This is a genomic window from Pseudarthrobacter sp. KH_020_B (assembly GCF_057840185.1).
Window position 1 is genome coordinate 2,649,674 of record NZ_CM174506.1, and the last position, 17,512, is coordinate 2,667,185.

Annotated in this window: 14 protein-coding genes and 1 pseudogene; 5 read left to right on the top strand and 10 right to left on the bottom strand. The window is 64.7% G+C overall.

Annotated features, from left to right (window positions below):
- Positions 1–248: 248 nt before the first annotated feature.
- A pseudogene (locus AC3IT0_RS12150) lies at positions 249–503 on the top strand (type IV toxin-antitoxin system AbiEi family antitoxin); the annotation flags it as partial.
- Between the two features lie 93 nt (positions 504–596).
- On the opposite strand, the gene AC3IT0_RS12155 reads toward AC3IT0_RS12150, so the two are convergent.
- The 9 genes from AC3IT0_RS12155 to pdxT all read right to left on the bottom strand — a co-directional run bounded on the left by AC3IT0_RS12155 (position 597) and on the right by pdxT (position 10,488).
- Complete coding sequence (locus AC3IT0_RS12155) at positions 597–2,990, bottom strand: RelA/SpoT family protein (protein WP_489320054.1); 2,394 nt, start codon at positions 2,988–2,990, stop codon at positions 597–599.
- 137 nt (positions 2,991–3,127) lie between these two features.
- Positions 3,128–4,150 carry a protein translocase subunit SecF gene (secF, locus tag AC3IT0_RS12160; protein ID WP_489320055.1) on the bottom strand — a complete coding sequence of 341 codons (1,023 nt, stop codon included), beginning with the start codon at positions 4,148–4,150 and terminating at the stop codon, positions 3,128–3,130.
- Positions 4,150–5,907 (bottom strand): protein translocase subunit SecD, encoded by a 1,758-nt coding sequence (gene secD, locus AC3IT0_RS12165; RefSeq protein ID WP_489320056.1) that lies wholly within the window; start codon positions 5,905–5,907, stop codon positions 4,150–4,152. The genes secF and secD overlap by 1 nt, the downstream gene beginning before the upstream one ends.
- Positions 5,908–6,017: 110 nt before the next feature.
- Positions 6,018–6,407: a preprotein translocase subunit YajC gene (gene yajC / locus AC3IT0_RS12170; RefSeq protein ID WP_489320057.1), complete on the bottom strand. Its 390-nt coding sequence runs from the start codon at positions 6,405–6,407 to the stop codon at positions 6,018–6,020.
- Between the two features lie 181 nt (positions 6,408–6,588).
- Positions 6,589–7,677, bottom strand: a complete 1,089-nt coding sequence (ruvB, locus tag AC3IT0_RS12175; RefSeq protein ID WP_489320058.1) for a Holliday junction branch migration DNA helicase RuvB — start codon at positions 7,675–7,677, stop codon at positions 6,589–6,591.
- Positions 7,670–8,314 carry a Holliday junction branch migration protein RuvA gene (ruvA, locus tag AC3IT0_RS12180; protein WP_489320059.1) on the bottom strand — a complete coding sequence of 215 codons (645 nt, stop codon included), beginning with the start codon at positions 8,312–8,314 and terminating at the stop codon, positions 7,670–7,672. The genes ruvB and ruvA overlap by 8 nt, the downstream gene beginning before the upstream one ends.
- 90 nt (positions 8,315–8,404) lie before the next feature.
- Complete coding sequence (gene ruvC, locus AC3IT0_RS12185; RefSeq protein WP_489320060.1) at positions 8,405–8,983, bottom strand: crossover junction endodeoxyribonuclease RuvC; 579 nt, start codon at positions 8,981–8,983, stop codon at positions 8,405–8,407.
- Between the two features lie 35 nt (positions 8,984–9,018).
- Entirely contained in the window at positions 9,019–9,774 is a 756-nt protein-coding gene (locus AC3IT0_RS12190) for a YebC/PmpR family DNA-binding transcriptional regulator (protein WP_489320061.1), read from the bottom strand.
- A 3-nt stretch (positions 9,775–9,777) separates the two neighbouring features.
- The gene (pdxT, locus tag AC3IT0_RS12195; protein ID WP_489320062.1) at positions 9,778–10,488 is read right to left on the bottom strand and encodes a pyridoxal 5'-phosphate synthase glutaminase subunit PdxT; all 711 of its coding nucleotides are present in this window, start codon (positions 10,486–10,488) and stop codon (positions 9,778–9,780) included.
- Positions 10,489–10,579: 91 nt separating this feature from the next.
- Here pdxT and AC3IT0_RS12200 point away from each other — a divergent pair, with 91 nt between their 5' ends.
- Together AC3IT0_RS12200 and AC3IT0_RS12205 are read left to right on the top strand one after the other, a co-directional pair.
- Entirely contained in the window at positions 10,580–11,872 is a 1,293-nt protein-coding gene (locus AC3IT0_RS12200) for a MurT ligase domain-containing protein (RefSeq protein WP_489320063.1), read from the top strand.
- Positions 11,869–12,621, top strand: coding sequence for a type 1 glutamine amidotransferase (locus AC3IT0_RS12205; RefSeq protein ID WP_489320064.1), 753 nt, complete (start codon positions 11,869–11,871; stop codon positions 12,619–12,621). Before AC3IT0_RS12200 ends, AC3IT0_RS12205 begins: the two co-directional genes overlap by 4 nt.
- A gap of 61 nt (positions 12,622–12,682) precedes the next feature.
- Here AC3IT0_RS12205 and AC3IT0_RS12210 read toward each other — a convergent pair whose 3' ends face one another.
- The gene (locus AC3IT0_RS12210; protein ID WP_489320065.1) at positions 12,683–13,933 is read right to left on the bottom strand and encodes a CapA family protein; all 1,251 of its coding nucleotides are present in this window, start codon (positions 13,931–13,933) and stop codon (positions 12,683–12,685) included.
- A 366-nt stretch (positions 13,934–14,299) separates the two neighbouring features.
- On the opposite strand from AC3IT0_RS12210, the gene AC3IT0_RS12215 reads away from it, so the two are divergent.
- Both AC3IT0_RS12215 and AC3IT0_RS12220 read left to right on the top strand, forming a co-directional pair.
- On the top strand, positions 14,300–15,844 hold the full coding sequence (locus AC3IT0_RS12215; protein WP_489320066.1) for a LuxR C-terminal-related transcriptional regulator: 1,545 nt from the start codon (positions 14,300–14,302) through the stop codon (positions 15,842–15,844).
- Between the two features lie 117 nt (positions 15,845–15,961).
- On the top strand, positions 15,962–17,458 hold the full coding sequence (locus tag AC3IT0_RS12220) for an FAD-binding oxidoreductase (RefSeq protein WP_489323783.1): 1,497 nt from the start codon (positions 15,962–15,964) through the stop codon (positions 17,456–17,458).
- The last annotated feature ends 54 nt before the right edge of the window (positions 17,459–17,512 follow it).

Consider the following 17,512-nt stretch of genomic DNA (forward strand, 5'->3'; position numbering starts at 1 on the left):
GTTAAGTGAAGACGCGGCAGGATGGAGGGATGGCCACCTCCTCACCACCCCAATACCCGGACCTGTATTCGCCCGGGAAGCCTTTCGCGTGGCCCGAACTGCAGTCGCTGGCGGCGGACGGTGTCCTGGCGAAGTTCCACCAGCACGGCTTTACGCTGCCGGACGCTCCCGCGTCACCCCAGGTTCGGGCCAGAACGGTGGCCAACGCGGTTCCGGCAGCGGTCAGGCAGCGCGTGGTGGCCGGGCGGATGACGGCGGCGTGGATCTACGGCTGTGCGGCTGAACCGGACCGGCTGGCCTTGCTTGTGGATGCGAAGCGGCGGATTTCGAGCCTCCGAAATACCCGGGGCTGCACGCTGCATGAAGTCAGGCTTGGTCCGTTCGACGTTGTCAGCATGGGCGGGCTGATGGTGTCCAGTCCATTGCGCACCGCCGTGGATATTGCCCTGCACGTCGACGCCCACCGGGCCTTGCCGGCGCTGGCGGGGTTGCTGGCCCGCCCGGAGCGGGACGTGCGGCTGCGCCTGCTGGTCCTGGCCATCGAGGCCAGCCCTCGGGTCCCGCACAAACGGGCCGCACTGGAAACGCTGGCCTTGCTAGCTCCGGCGCTTGTTGCCGGTGGTCCGGTAGACGTCGAACACGCCGTCGATGCGCCGCACGGCACTGAGGACGTGGCTGAGGTACTTGGGGTCGCCCATCTCGAAGGCGAACCGGGAGATAGCCACCCTGTCGGTGGAGGTGTTCACGCTGGCCGCCAGAATGTTGACGTGGTTCTCGGACAGGACGCGCGTGACGTCGGAGAGCAGGGACTTCCGGTCCAGCGCCTCCACCTGGATCTCCACCAGGAAAACACTTGACTGCGTGGGTGCCCAGTCCACCTCGACAATCCTGTCGGGCTGGTCCCGGAGATCCGAAATGTTCGTGCAGTCCGTACGGTGCACCGAAACACCGGAGCCACGGGTGACAAAGCCGAGAATCGGGTCCGGCGGAACGGGCGTGCAACAGCGCGCGAGCTTCACCCAGACATCGCCAACGCCGCGCACCACCACGCCGGAATCGGAGAACTTGGTTTTGGCCACCTGCGTGGGGATGCTGACTTCAGTGATGTCCTCGTCAGTGCTCTCGTTGCCGCCCAGGCTTTCAACGAGTTTCTCCATGACGGACTGCGCTGACGTGTGACCGTCTCCTACGCCGGCGTAGAGGCCCGAGATGTCAACGTACTTGAATTCTGCGGCTACCGCCGCGAGGGCCTCGTGCGTCATCAGGCGCTGCAGGGGCAGGTTCTGCTTGCGCATCGCCCGTGTCAGCAGTTCCTTGCCGCGGTCGATGGCTTCTTCGCGCCGTTCCTTGCTGAACCACTGCCGGATCTTGTTCCGGGCACGGGCGCTCTTGACGAAGTGCTGCCAGTCCTGGCTGGGCCCGGCGCCTTCGGCCTTGGAGGTAAAGATCTCAACCCAGTCGCCGTGGTTCAGCTCGCTGTTCAAGGGCACGAGCTTGCCGTTGACCCGCGCGCCGATGGTGCGATGCCCCACTTCGGTGTGGACGGCGTAGGCAAAATCCACCGGCGTTGATCCTGCGGGCAGTGCCATGACTTCACCCTTGGGGGTGAAGACAAACACTTCGCGGGCGTTGATCTCAAACCGCAGCGAGTCCAGGAACTCTCCGGGATCGGACGTTTCCTGCTGCCAGTCAACCAGGGACCTCAGCCAGCCCATGTCGCCGTCGCGGGGGCTGCCCGGCCCCACTGCCGTGCGGTTGGGCTGATCCTTGTACTTCCAGTGGGCGGCAACACCGTACTCAGCACGGCGGTGCATTTCGTGGGTCCTGATCTGGATCTCCACGGGCTTGCCGCCGGGTCCGATCACCGTGGTGTGCAGCGACTGGTACATATTGAACTTCGGCATGGCGATGTAGTCTTTGAACCGCCCCGGCAGCGGGTTCCAGCGCGAATGCATGGTGCCCAGGGCGGCGTAACAGTCCCGGACCGAATCGACGAGCACACGGACGCCCATGAGGTCGTTGATGTCGTCGAAATCCTTGTCCCGGACGATCATCTTCTGGTAAATCGAGTAATAGTGTTTCGGCCTGCCGGTAATGGTGGCCTTGATCCGTGCGGTACGGAGGTCCTCGGTGATCTGGTCCCGGATGACGCCGAGGCTTTTCTCCCGTTCCGGGGTGCGGTCGCCCACCATCCGGACGATTTCCTCATAGACCTTCGGATAGAGGGCCGCGAAGGACAGGTCCTCCAACTCCCACTTGATGGTGTTCATGCCCAAGCGGTGGGCAAGGGGCGCGAAGATTTCAAGGGTTTCGCGGGCTTTGCGGGCCGATGACTCCGCGGAGACAAACCGCCAGGTCCGGGCGTTGTGGAGCCGGTCCGCGAGCTTGATCATAAGGACCCGGATGTCCTTGGCCATGGCCACAACCATCTTGCGGACGGTCTCTGACTGCGCGGCTTCACCAAAGCTGACTTTGTCCAGCTTGGTGACGCCGTCCACCAGCATGGCAACCTCAGGACCGAAGTCCCTTTTCAGGTCTGCCAGCGTGTAAGGAGTGTCCTCTACCGTGTCGTGCAGCAGCGCCGCGGCGAGGGTGGTTCCGCTCAGGCCCAGCTCGGCGAGGATGGTGGCAACGGCCACGGGGTGGGTGATGTACGGGTCACCGCTCTTGCGCTTCTGCCCGCGGTGGCTCTGCTCAGCCACCTCGAAGGCGCGCTGGATGAGATCAAAATCTTCTTTGGGGTTGTTCGCGCGTACGGTACGCAGCAACGGCTCAAGAATGGGCGAATAGGTTGCCGTGCCGCGGCCTGTCAGCCGGGCCAGGCGGGAGCGCGTACGTTCGCGTCGGCCGGGAAACGTAGGGCGGGAACCCGAATTATCCACGGGAACAGCCGGCGCCGGACGTGCCGAAGCGGTCAGCCCGGTCTGAACTCCGTGGCCCGGGCTGTCATCCCCGCCTGCCGTTGGCACCGACGCCGAACGTTCTTCCAATGAAGCACCCCTCACGACTGTTTAATTACCTCAGTCTATTCCCCCGCCAGTTCACTTTTGTAACCGGCGCTTAAATGCGAAACGGGCCGGGCGACGTCGGTGTTCCGACGCCGTCCGGCCCGTTGTGGTGCGAAAGGTCAGGCCCCTGCGGGCGCAGCCGGTTCTTCGGTCCGGGCATTGTTCGCGGACCTGCGGTGTTCAACGCGTTTCGCCTGCTTCACCAGGTCAGGTTCGTTCTGGCGCAGCCGGGCATACATCGGGGCCGCAATAAAGATGGTGGCCGCTGTACCGATCAGGATTCCGACGAACAGAGCCAGCGAAAGGTCGCGCAGCGTGCCTGCTCCCAGAAGGCCGGCCCCGATGAACAGGATGGCACCGACCGGGAGGATGGCCACCATCATGGTGTTGATGGAACGCACCAGGGTCTGGTTGACGGCGAGGTTGACTTCCTCACCGAAAGTGCGGCGCGTGGACGCATCCAGATCAGCGGTGTTCTCACGGATCTTGTCGAAGACCACCACCGTGTCATACAGCGAGTAGCTGAGCACCGTCAGGAACCCGATGATGGCCGAGGGCGTTACCTCGAAGTCGCTGAGGGCATACACGCCGGCGGTGATGAACATCGTCACCAGCATTCCAGCCATCGCGGACAGCGACATCTTCCAGGTCCGGAAGTACAGCGCCATCAGCACCGCGGCCAGGGCCACGAAGACGATCAGGCCGATCAGGGCCTGCTTGGTGACATCCGCGCCCCAGGTGGGGCCGATAAAGGTCGACGTCACTTCGTTGTCAGTGACGCCGTAGGCCGAGGTGAGGCCTTCCTTGATCCGGAGGGTCTCGTCATCCGTGAGCTTGTCCGTCTGGATCCGCATGGTGGTACCGGCGACGTTGGCCACACGCGGAACGCTGCCGGCCACAACGTCTTCGACAACCTTTTCACCAAGGGCCGAGTCGGTGCTCTGCACATTGGAGACGGTGAACTCCGAACCGCCGCGGAATTCGATGCCGAGGTTGAAGCCGCCCTTGGCAATCGGAATGAGGATGGACAGAGCCACCGCAACCGCGGCGATGATGAACCACAGTTTCTTGGCCCCGACGAAGTTGTAGGAGCGCTTCCCGGTGTAGAGCTCGTTGCCGAAATTGGCGAAGCTGCTGGACATTACTTGTTCTCCTTGGCTGCGCTCTTGGAGGAGCCGGTGAGCTGCTCCTGCTTTTCCGCGAGGCGGCGTTCTGCTATGGTCATGCGTCGTTCAGCCTCGGCCGCCGCGCCGGTGTTCTTGGCGCGGACTACGGACGGCTTGGCCTCCGGCGTGCGCAGGCGCCCGGCACCGCGGTAGAGCGGCACAACACCCAGCTTCTTGGGGTCCAGGCCGGAGAGCGGGTGGCCTTCCCCGAAGAACTTGGTGCGCGCCAGGAGCTGCAGCGTCGGGTGCGTGAACATAAAGACCACGATGAGGTCGGCAATGGCCGTCAGGCCAAGCGTGAAAGCGAACCCGCGGACGTTGCCGACGGCCACAAAGTAAAGCACCAGGGCGGCCAGCAGGTTCACGGCCTTGGAGGCCAGGACAGTGCGCTTGGCCCGCTTCCAGCCGTTCTCCACCGCGGAGACCAATCCACGGCCTTCGCGGAGTTCATCGCGGATGCGTTCAAAGTAGACGATGAATGAGTCAGCGGTCTGGCCGATGGCGACGATGATGCCGGCCACGCCGGCCAGGGAAAGCCGGTAGTTTTCAGTCCAGCCCAGGAGGGCAATGGCCAGGTAGGTCAGCGCGCCGGCCACAACGAGCGAAGCGATGGTCACCAGGCCCAGGGCCCGGTACTGGAAGAGTGAGTAGACCACCACCAGAAGCAAGCCGATGATGCCTGCAAGGAGGCCCATGCGGAGCTGTTCGCCACCCAAGGTGGCGGAGATCTGCTGGTCGCTCTGGATCTCGAAGCTGATGGGCAGTGCACCAAAGCGAAGCTGGTCGGAAAGGACTTTGGCACTCTGTTCGGTGAAGCCGCCGGTGATCTGCGGACGTCCGTCGGTGATGACGGCCAAGGATCGCGGCGCGGAAATGACCTGGTCGTCAAGGACGATGGCGAACTGCGCCTTCGGGTCGTTGCCCGTTTCGCCGCCGGCTGCCACGTAGAACTGGTTCAGGCGTTCGGTGACCGTCTTGAACTTGGCGGTGCCTTCGTCGTCGAACTGGATGTTGACGGCCCAGTCGTTGGTGACAGCGCCCTGCGCGCCCTGCTGGAGCTGGAAGGAGGACGTGACAATGTTGCCGCCCTTGACCTCCACCGGACCCAGGATGTACTTGATGGCCGGCGTGGTCTCCGTTGCCGGCTCACAGGTAACCAGGGGTTTGGCGGGATCGGAGGCTTCCGGGCTCTCCGGCGCAGGATTGTTGCAGTCCATGGCTTCGAACTGCCGGTAGATGTCCGCGGTGATCCAGTTGATATCGCTGCCGTTGGCGGGTTCTGCCGTGGGCTTCGGAAGCTGGTCTTCGGGGGTGCGGGATTCCGTGGGGACAGGCGCGCCGTCCCCGTTCAGCAGTACGGGACGGAAGTTCATGTCCGCGGAGGCCTGGATCAGGTCCCGGGTTTCCTTCGTGGGTGTGCCCGGAAGGCTGACCACCACGTTGCGGCCGGACTGCGTGCTAATTTCCGCTTCGGCAACACCTGAACCATCCACACGCTGGCGGATTATGGCTACGGCCTGGTTGAGCTGGTCTTCATTGATGTCCGAACCGCCCTCAACCTTGGGCGCCAGGATCATCTGGGTGCCACCCTCGAGGTCCAGTGCCAGCTTGGGTGCCCAGCTTGCCTGTCCGGCAAGGGTGCCGCCGGCCAGGACGGCGGTCAGCACGGCGAGGACTACGCCGAGCCACACCAGTACCCTCAGGCCTGATTTGTTAGGGCCAGTTCGTGCCATTGTCGATCTTTCTCTTATTTACGGAGGAACCACCGGCCGGACTTATCAGTCCCGCCGGCGGTTGTCCCCAGCCGTAGAGGTGTTGTACGCGGGCTGCCGTGCGGCGCGGACTAGTTGTCCTTCTTGCCCTCGTCGTTGAGGCGCTTCAGGGTCTCGTCCGGGGTTTCGGCGGATGCTGCCGGCGTGCCTGCTTCTTCAGTGGTCAGCGAAGAGGCGTCATCGGGGACCGCCGGAGCCTCGGCTTCGACGGGCGGTTCCACAATCTTGGTCACGGCCTGGCGGTGTACCGTGGCCAGGTTTCCGGGTGAGAGCTCAAGGACAACCTTGTTCTCGGCGTCGTCCATGGAGACAATCCGGCCAAAGAGTCCGAAGCTGGTCATAACCTCAACGCCGGGCGCGAACTGGGACTGCAGCGTTGCCTGCTGCTCCTTGGTCTTCTTGTTGCGGCGGAACATCATGAAGATAAAGATTCCGAGCATTGCGAACAAGACGATGTTCATTGGATCCACAGGGAAGATTCCGTTCTGTACTGGCGTATCGGGTGTTGGCAGCGTCCGCGTCGTTCCCCGCTGCAGAAAATCCTGCCTGGCAGGAAGCGGCTTCTCGGAGCCGCCGCGGGAACACAGACCCGAACGTGCCGGGTGTCATACCAGTCTAAAGGGAAAAGCTGGGAGGACAGTGCTATTGACCGTTCGGCGCCCATTCGGCCGCCGACTCGGCGCTGTCCGCGTCCAGCTCGAAGAGATCCAACGGCTCCTGCCCGAAAACTCCGGCCGGTACGGCGAAGCCCAAGTGGGTCCAGGCCGGAGCCATGGCGATGCGGCCCCGGGGCGTCCGGCCCAGCAGACCTTCGCGCACCAGGAACGGTTCCGCCACCGTTTCCACGGTCTCGGTTTCCTCCCCCACCGCAATGGCCAGGGTGGAAAGTCCCACGGGTCCCCCGCCGAACTTCGTAATGAGTGCTTCCAAGACTGCCCGGTCCAGCCGGTCCAGGCCCCGCTTGTCCACCTCATACATGTCCAGGGCAGCGGAAGCGGCGCGGGCATCAATCTGGTCGATCCCATGAACGAGCGCCCAGTCCCGGACCCGGCGGAGGAGGCGGTTGGCGATACGCGGCGTACCGCGGGACCGGCCGGCAATTTCGCTGAATCCCGCGGAGTTGACCTTGAGGTCCAGCAGGCCGGCGGAGCGCCTGAGCACCAGCTCGAGCTCGGCCACGCTGTAGAACTCCAGATGCCCGGTGAAGCCGAACCTGTCCCGGAGCGGGCCGGGCAGGAGACCGGCGCGCGTGGTGGCACCTACCAGGGTGAAGGGCGGGAGTTCCAGCGGTATGGCGGTGGCCCCGGCGCCTTTTCCCACCACAATGTCCACACGGAAATCTTCCATGGCCATGTAGAGCATCTCCTCTGCCGGCCTGGACATCCGGTGGATCTCGTCCAGGAACAGGACCTCCCCTTCGGAAAGGGAGGAAAGGATGGCGGCGAGGTCGCCGGCATGCTGGATGGCGGGACCGCTGCTGATCCGCAGCGGCGCGTTCATCTCCGCGGCCACGATCATGGCCAGGGTGGTTTTGCCCAGGCCGGGAGGGCCGGAAAACAGCACGTGGTCCGCGCTGCGTCCACGCATCCGGGAGGCCTGCAGGACCAGCGAGAGTTGCTTGCGGACCCGGTGCTGGCCTACGAAGTCATCCAGGTTCTTCGGCCGGAGGGCGGCTTCAATCGCCCGTTCCTCGGGTTCCTCCCCGGCCGCCACCACTGAAGGCTCAGCCACGGCTGCCTACGCGGTTGCCGGCCCGCGCGCCGTCCTGGCCCAGCCAGCGCAGCGTGGTCCGCAGGACCTCGGCCACATTGCCGCGGAATTCAACCTCGGGATCGTCCGCAAGGGCCTTCTCGATGCTGGCCGCCGCGTCCTTTTCCGACCAGCCGAGGCTGGTCATGGCCGCCACGACCTGCGGCTTCCAGGCTGCTTGGGCCGGGGTGGACGCGCCGGCGGCGCCTACCGTGCCGTGCGGCACCAGCTTGCCGGCCAGTTCCAGCACGATCCGCCCGGCCACCTTGGGGCCGATGCCGGGCACCGTGGTGAACGTCTTGCTGTCACTCGTGTGGGCAGCAACCCGGATCGCTTCAGGCTCGTGCACGGCCAGGACCGCCAGTGCGAGCCGCGGACCCACGCCGCTGACGCTGAGGAGGACATCAAAGACTTCGCGTTCGTCGTCGGTGGCGAAGCCGTAAAGGGTTAGGGAATCCTCCCGCACGATCAGCGACGTGAAGAGTTTGCCTTCCTCGCCGGTGCGGAGGCGGCTGAGGGTCTGCGGCGTGGCGTTGACGCTCATGCCCGCGCCGTTGAGGTCGATCACGGCAGCGGAAAGGCCTACGTGCGCTACTGTTCCGCGAAGGAAACTGATCAAAGCCGGGCTCCTGGTGTACTGCCGGGCTCTGGGGAGCAGGACCGGCTATCCGAACATATCTACGAATACCCTAGCAAGCGCCTTGGACATTCAGCGTGCGCGGCGCGCTTTTGCCTCGGCGTCGGCCCAGGCGCGCTGGGCCGGCGTCAACGACTGGCTGCCGGGGCCCGTGGTGGCTACGGCGGCTCCGCTGCCCGCGCGCCAGGCGTGCGTGATGGCCAGCGCCAGGGCATCTGCAGCGTCCGCCGGCCGCGGCGGCGCGTCCAGCCTGAGGATTTTTGTGACGAGCTTGGTCACGGCTTCCTTGTTCGAGGTACCGCTGCCGGTCACTGCGGCTTTCACTTCCGACGGCGTGTGCAGCGCCACCGGGATCCCGCGCCGGGCCGCGGCGGCAATCACCACCCCGGAGGCCTGAGCAACCCCCATCACCGTGCTGACGTTGAGCTGGGAAAAGACGCGTTCGACGGCGAGAACGTGCGGTTCGTAGCGGTCCAGCCACTCGTCGATGGCCAGGGCAATAACCAGCAGGCGTTGGTCCAGGCTCTCCTCGGGAGAAGTGCCCACCACCCCGACTGCCACCATGGTGGCACGCCGGTTCCGTTCGACGTCGACCACGCCGATGCCGCAGCGGGTGAGGCCCGGGTCAACGCCCAATACGCGCAAGGTCACCCTGAAACGTCTCCCCTAGGCCGCAAGGCCGAAGGTCACTCGGCTTCCAGGGCGGCCTGGACTTCGTCGCTGAGGTCGGCGTTGCTGTAGACGTTCTGGACGTCGTCGAGCTCTTCCAGGGCGTCCACGAGCTTCATGAACTTCTTGGCAGCCTCGAGGTCCAGCGGAACCTGCATGGACGGCACAAACTCGGCCTCGTCGGTCTCGTACTCGATTCCGGCGTCCTTGAGGGCATCGCGGATGGCTTGGAGGTCGGTCGGCTCGGAGTGGATCTCGAAGCTTTCTCCGTTGTCCTTGACTTCCTCGGCTCCGGCGTCGAGGACGGCCATCAGTACGTCGTCCTCGCTCAGGCCGTTCTTCGGCAGCGAGACGACGCCCTTGCGGCTGAACAGGTAGCTGACCGAACCGGGATCAGCGATGGTGCCGCCGTTGCGTGAAATGGCCAGGCGGACTTCGGAGGCGGCACGGTTCTTGTTGTCCGTGAGGCACTCGATCAGCAGCGCCGAACCCTGCGGGCCGCGGCATTCGTACATGATCTCGGTGTAGTCCACCACTTCACCGGTTAGGCCGGCGCCACGCTTGATGGCACGGTCGATGTTGTCAGCGGGCACCGACGTCTTCTTGGCCTTGGTGACGGCGAGTTCCAGACCCGGGTTGCCCTGCAGGTCCGGTCCGCCCATGCGCGCAGCAACTTCGATGTTCTTGATCAGCTTGGCAAACGATTTAGCACGGCGGCTATCAAGAATGGCCTTTTTGTGCTTGGTTGTTGCCCATTTGGAGTGTCCAGACATGCTTTACGCGTCTCCTCTGATCATGCGGATAAAAAGTTCATGTACGCGTTTCTCCCCAGTCACTTCCGGGTGGAAGGAGGTGGCCAGCAGGTGGCCGGAACGCACTGCAACAATTCTAGCCGTCCCCGGCAGGCTTGCGGCGTGGGACGCGTGCTCAGGGTCTGCGGGCTCCACCTGGGCAAGGATTTCCACGCCCGCGCCGGCGCGTTCCACCCAGGGGCCTCGGATGAACACTGCATGAACCGGGGCAACACCGGATTCGGTGGCGCTGAAGTCCAGGCCCTTGAAGTCCAGGTCCGTTTCGAACGATTCGCGCTGGCGGCCGAAGGCGTTGCGCCGCACCGTGATGTCCAGGCCGCCGAAGGTCTGCTGCGGGTTGCCGGCCAGGTCCGTGGCCGGGTCGGCGATCTCGTCGGCGAGGAGGATCATGCCGGCGCAAGAACCGTAGACTGGCAGTCCATCGCGGATCCGGTCCTTCAACGGTCCGGCCAGCTCAAAGGCGCGGGCCAACTTGTCGATGGCCGTGGATTCGCCGCCGGGAATGATGAGGCCGTCCAGGCCCTCCAGTTCGGAGGGTCGGCGGATTCCGACGCCGGCGGCGCCGGCGGCTTCCACGGCCCGGAGGTGTTCGCGGAAGTCGCCCTGAAGTGCCAGGACGCCGATCCGCAGGCCCGAGCCCACGCGTGCAGAAGCAGCCGAAAGGGGGTTTGTCATCCAATCAGCATAATGTGCATGGGTTCCGGGGCGGCGCCGGAAACGCTTCCCGGGACGGGTTCTATGCCGTTGCTGGGATATATTACAGAGCATGCTTTACATCAGTGTTCCGCTCGGCAAGCTGGTCCGCCGGGTGTCCCGGCTCAGGGGTGGTGGGTCCGCGCTGCCCGGGCTGGTGGTCGAGAAAATCGACCCCGGCTTTATGCAGCGGACGCTCGCCACGCTCCCCCACGGCGTGGCCGTAGTCAGCGGAACCAACGGCAAAACCACCACCACCAAAATGGTGGTGGAACTCCTGGAAAGCCAGGGCCTGAAGGTCTTCACCAACCGCACCGGCAGCAACTTCACCCGCGGCGTGGCGGCCTCCCTGCTCGGCGAAGTGGACTGGCGCGGCAGGCTCACGGCCGACGTCGCCGTCCTGGAGCTCGACGAAGCCCACGCCACGCATTTTGTGAACCGCGTTCCGCCCCGGTACAGCCTCCTGCTCAACGTCCTGCGGGACCAATTGGACCGGTTCGGCGAGATCGACAAGACGGCCCAGCTGCTGCAGCACATCGCCGACAAAACCACGGGAACAGTGGTCCTCAACAGGGAAGATCCCCGGGTGGCCCGCATCGCGGAGTCCCTCACCGGCCAGGACGTGCAGTACTTCGGCCTGGACGATTCCCTCCTCAGCACCTTCCCCAACGACGACGACATGCGGGCGGCGCCCGGCAGCCCCGCCCCCGCAACGCTCCCCCAGAAGCCAGCGGCCGACGTCGTACTCCGTAAAGTGGGGCCGGACACCGCCGATTTCGAGTACGACGGCGCCACGGTCACCACCGGGATGAGGCTCCGCGGCGTCTACAACATCTTCAATGCGGCTGCGGCGCTGACCCTGGCCCGCAGCATTTGCGGCGGCGGTGCAGCCACCGCAGACCACGCCACCCTGCTGACGGCGCTCTCCCAGGTGGAGCCGGCGTTCGGCCGCGGAGAGAGCCTCACGGTGGACGGCCAGCCGCTGGACCTGGTCCTGGTCAAGAACCCCAGCGGTTTCCGGCTGGGGCTGAAGTCCTTCCCCGCGGGCGGCTACGCCACCATGATCGCTATCAATGACAACTATGCCGACGGCCGGGACATGTCCTGGCTCTGGGACGTGGAATTCGATTCGCTCCGCGGCGGCGGCGTGGACCAGCTGACCGGGTCCCGGGCCTATGACATGGCGCTGCGGCTGCAGTATGACGACGTCCGGATCGGCGGCGTCCAGCCGGAGATCGCGCCCGCACTCGCCGCGTTCATCCGGGACGCCAAGGGCAAGCCGAAGCGGATCTTCTGCACCTACACAGCCATGCTGGCCATCCGCCGCGAGCTGTCCAAAATCACCACAGTGGAGGTGGTCTCATGACCGCTGAATCAACCGGCGTCCAGCCGGACAGTAAGGGCACCATCCGGGTCCTGCAGCTCTACCCGCGGGACATGAACATCTACGGCGACTGGGGCAACGCACTGGTCCTCAAGCAGCGGATCAGCTGGCACGGCTACACCCCGGAGCTGCTCGAGTACAACGTCGGCGACGAATTTCCCGCCGACGTGGACCTGATTGTCGGCGGCGGCGGCCAGGACAGCGGACAGCTCATCATCCAAGACGATTTGCACTCACGGGCCGGCGTCCTGAGCGGGCTTGCCGAGGACGGCGCGCCCATGCTCGTGATCTGCGGGCTTTATCAACTGTTCGGACGCTTCTTTAAGACCCGCCTGGGCACGGTCATACCGGGGATCGGCATCCTGGACATGGAGACCCACGGCACCGCGGAACGCCTGATCGGCAACGTCAAAGTGGCCACGGAAGAGTTCGGCGAGGTGCTGGGATACGAGAACCACAGCGGGCAGACCACGCTGGGTGCGGGCGTGCGGCCGTTGGGAACCAGCGCGAAAGGAACCGGCAACAACAGCAGCGAGGGCCACGAGGGCGCGCGCTACAAGAATGTGGTGGCCAGCTACCTGCACGGTTCGCTGCTGCCCAAGAACCCCGCCATCGCCGACTTCCTCATCAGGACCGCCGCCGAGCGTAAATACGGCACCTTCACGTCCGGTGCACCGGACGACCGCTACGCAGAGCTGGCCCGGGAGCACGCAGCGCGCCGGCCGCGCTGAACGTCGCTTATGGTTGCGGCGCTGAGTAGCGCCGCGCTGACGGTTTCCCCGTCGAAGCGCCTCAGGGTTCCTTGCTGATCAGCAGTTCGTGCGCGCCGGCAGCCGCCGCGCCCATCGAGTCCACCACCGTAGCGGTCCTCAACCTGGTGGCAGCGTCGGCCTCGGGTGTTGCACAGACGCCCTGCGGCGCGTCGGCTGCCACCGAACACCAGCGGTACGGGTCGCGGACAATCACCGAGGGGGCCCAGGCAAGGTCCGACGCCGTCCACTTGCCGGCCGCGTCCTGGCTGAACTGTGCCCGCACCAGCAGGCCCTCGTTGTTCACTACGTACCAGGGTGACAGTTCCGTGACCCCGTTGCCCAGCCCGTAGACGATCCAGGTTCCCTTGTAGTTTTCGATGGGCAGCACGGAGTGGGTGTGGTGGCCGTAGATCATGGTGAACTGGCCGCTGTCCACCAGGGCATGCGCCACTTCCTGCTGCTGGGCGTTGGCTTCGCTGGCATACTCGTCGCCGGCGTGCATGGCACCGAGCACGATATCTGCACCGAGGGCCCGTGCCTTGACGGCCTTGGCGATCATGGTAGTTGCATCGAGCATGTCCACCTGCCAGTCGTATTCAGGGTATTGGCCGTTAAGCCCGTAGGTCCCCTGGATGATGGCGATCTTGGCGGCGCTGGTCTGCAGGATCAGGATTCCCTGGGACTCGGTTTCGGTGCGGTAGGAACCGGTGTGCTTCAAGCCCGCCGCATCCAGGGCGTCCAGGGTGCGCAGTACGCCGTCAGTGCTCCGGTCGATCGTGTGGTTGCTCGCGGTGGTGCAGGCCTGGTACCCCACCGCCTTGGACGCCGTGATGATCTGCGGAGGGACGTTGAAGGACGGGTACGCAGAGAACGGCCCATCGGGCCCGGCCACGGGAGTTTCCTGGTGGCAGATGGCGAGGTCGCTGGCCTGGATGTACTTGCGTTGGCCTTCGAGGAGCGGGGTGAAGTCCATCCCCGGCTGACCCGCGGCGGCGGCGTCATCGCGGGCCTGCTGCCAGAGCTGGGTGTGGACCAGCATGTCGCCGGTCACCAGAACGGACGTGCAGCGCAGAGTGGGACACGCCGGCCCCGCGCCGGGCGTGGGAGTAGGCGTCGGGGTGGGCGTCGCCGTCGGGCTTGGCTGCCTTGTCCCGGCGTCGGGACTCGCGGCTGTACCGGAGGAAGGCGCGGTCTGTTCAGCGATCAGGCCGCACCCGGCCAATACGGCGGCGAGGATGCCGGCGGAAACCGCCCCAGCGCAGCGGGCAACAATGCCACGATTTTTCCCCATAGACGTGATTCTAGGTTTTGAAGTCCCAGGAAGCCCGCATTTGGCTCATTGAGAACCACGCCCGGATATGAAAGCCCTGACGTTGTGACGAATCCGCTCCTCGCTGAGCTCCAGGCCGTCGTGGACAATCCGGAGCCCGCAACATTTGAAGCCGCAGGCGCAGACTGACCTCCCCCGCCGCCGTCGTCCTCTGCCTGCCGGAGTCCACGCCGAAGCGCTAAGCTTCACGTATCGGCGCCGTCCGCACCGAACAGCGGCAGTGGAGAAGCAATGGCGGCAGACCCTCTCCGTCTGGGCCGGGAGGCTTTCAGGCGACAGGAATGGGCGAATGCACACGCCCTCCTGACGGATGCTGACCGCCAGTCGTTGCTCGAACCCGACGATCTCGAGCTCGTGGCCAATGCGGCCTACCTCGTCGGCCACGACGACGAAGGATCAAGGCTACTGGCCCGCGAGTATCGGGCACGACTGGCCCACACGGACCATTCGGGGGCGGCGCGAAGCGCTATCTGGCTTGCCCTGCACTTTATCCTCAGCGGCGAAGAAACGTTGGCGAATGCGTGGCTGCAACGGGCACGGCGTGCGCTTCCGGACGACCTGGACTGTGTGGAGCAGGGACTGCTGCTTGTGCCGGCCGGCCTTGAAAGCGCCGCCCAGGGGGATGCCGCGACAGCAACCGCAAGTTTCGGGACCGCGCTGGAAATCGGCCACCGCTTCGGACACCAAGACCTTGCCGCCCTGGCAAGGACGGGCCTTAGCGAGTCGCTGATCGCAACGGGTGATACACGGCAGGCAATGCCGCTTTTGGACGAAGTCTTTGTGAGCGTGACCGCCCATGAGCTTTCCCCGGTCACCGCCGGGATTGTGTATTGCGCGGTCATTGAAGCGTGCATGGACGCCTTCGATCTGCCTCGGGCACAGGAGTGGACGGCCGCATTCACCCGGTGGTGCGCATCCCAGCCGGACATGGTCCCCTATCAAGGTAATTGCCAGATCCACCGGGCACGGATCATGCAGTTTCAGGGAGCATGGCCGGATGCATTCGATGCTGCCCAGGATGCCTACCGCCGGCTCGTCGGCCCGCTTACCCGGCCGGGAATCGGTGCTGCGCTATACCAGCTTGCCGAACTGCACCGTCTGAGAGGCCAGTTCGCCGAAGCCAAGAACACCTATCTGCAGGCCAGCCGCTGGGTAAGGGATCCGCAGCCCGGTCTCGCGCTGTTGCTGCTTATGCAAGGCCGGACAGAGGCCGCCGTGGCGGCGATCCGCCGGTCCCTTGCGGAGACAACGTCTCCGCCGGAGCGTTCCAGGCTCCTCGGTGCCGCCATTGAGATCATGCTGGCGTCGGCTGACCTTTCCGGCGCACGGGCCGCCGCCGAAGAACTGGGGGCGAGGGCCGGGGCCTTGGGCAGTCTGTGGCTGAATGCGGAGACTGCCCAGTGGGAGGGAGCCCTACTTCTCGCGGACCAAGAATACGCGGCGGCTTTGGGAGTGGCACGCCAGGCATGGTCAGCATGGCAGCGGCTCGACGCGCCCTATGAGTCAGCACGCACCAGAGTGCTTATGGGGCGGGCTTATCGCGGGCTGGGCGACGGGCACTCGGCCGAGCTGGAGTTTGATGCCGCCAGATGGGCTTTCCTCCATCTTGGCGCAGGGCCGGATGCAGCGAACGTGGACACATATTCGAACCGGCAACAGGCTATTAGGGCGAATCCGCTGACCGTCCGGGAGACTCAGGTGCTGCTCCTTGTTGCCAGTGGAAAGTCCAACCGCGAGATTGCAGCTGAACTGTTCCTCAGCGAAAAGACGGTTGCCCATCACGCCAGTAATATCTTCACGAAGTTGGACTTGACGTCACGTGCCGCCGCAACCGCCTATGCCTACGAGCACGGGCTTATCAACCGAAGCTGACGCAGACTGGGCACAATTTCCCATCTTGCCATCACGGGCAGTTCTACCGATGCGGCGGCGGGCTGCAGACCATAGCATCCTCATTAAGGAGTCTGAAAGGCCAATGGAGGTGCCGTGATGATCAGGGAATCGCACAATGCTGCCGAGGCGGGCAACCGCATCACCGATGTGGAAGTCGGTGGGCTCGACGTCTTCCCGGTGATCCTGACATCCGTGGATCTGGCCAGGCTCGGATCACTGCTGGCAGAGCCAGTGTTACGCCCAGGCGACTCGGGCTGGGGTTCGGCCGTCCTGCTCTGGAACGGTCTTGTGACGAAGGAACCAGCCCTGGTGGTCCAGCCGACATCGGCGCGGGAGGTCTCGGCCGTTGTTATGTTCGCCGCGGAACACAGGCTGCAGATCAGCACCAAGGGCGGCGGCCACAACATCGCCGGTACCGCCATCGCCGACGGAGGCCTCATGTTGGATATGTCGAGGATGAACTCAGTCGAAGTGGACCCGGTGGCCAGGCTCGCCCAGGTTGGCCCGGGCTGTCTGCTGCAGGACGTCGACCGGGCCACGCAGGAACACGGGCTGGCCACTGTCCTCGGATTCATCTCCGAAGTGGGTGTGGCGGGCCTGACCCTCGGGGGCGGCCTCGGCTATCTGAGCCGCAGGTTCGGGTGGACCGTGGACAACCTTGAGGACGTTGAGATTGTCACATCCGACGGGCTGGTCCGTACCGCCAGCCGTAACGAGAACCCGGATCTGTTCTGGGGCGTTCGCGGCGCGGGGGCTAATCTTGGCGTGGTCACGCGCTTCGCGCTCCGGCTGCACCAAGTGGGACCCACAGTGTATGGCGGTCTCATCGCCTGGCCTTTCGAACGCTGCGACGAAATCCTCCGGACGTACCGGACAATCACGTCCCGCGCGCCACGCGAGCTGGCCGTGTGGCTGATCCTCATGACTGCCCCGGCGGAACCTTTCATTCCTGAACGGTGGCAGGGCAAGAAGATCTGCGCCATGGCAGTTTGCTACAGCGGCGAACTCCAAAACGTCCCGGAAGTTATGGCATCCATCCGGGAAATTGGTGATCCCGCCGTGGATCTCCTGGCGGAGCAGCCGTACACACAGGTCCAGTCCTATCTGGATGACAGTGAGCCGAAGGGCCTCCACTACTACTGGAAGACGGAGTATGCCGACGGGCTGAGCGACGGTCTGCTCTCCACCATCCGCGAGCTCTTCGATGGCTGCCCCATAGAGGGGGCCGAGCTCGGTATCCTTCACCTCGCCGGCGCCCTGAATGAGCACCCTGAGGATGACGGTGCGGTGGGCAACCGAAACGCCCGGTACGTCATCGGATCCAATGGCATGTGGGACCCCGGCGATCCCGCCGCGAACACGTACCGAACGTGGATCCGGGAATCATGGGAGCGGCAACGTCCGTTCACTGCCGGTCGCAGTTACATCAACTTCCAGACAGCGGACGAGGGGCAACAACAGGTCCGGGCCGCCTACGGCACCAACTATGAACGCCTGGTTCAGGTGAAAACGAAGTACGATCCCGATAATTTGTTCAGAACCAACCGCAACATTGCCCCATCCGTTCCTGCCAGCGAATCCACAGGCGGCTGAAGGAGCCAACGCACGACGGCGGCGGGTCACCTTTGAAGGTGACCCGCCGCCGTC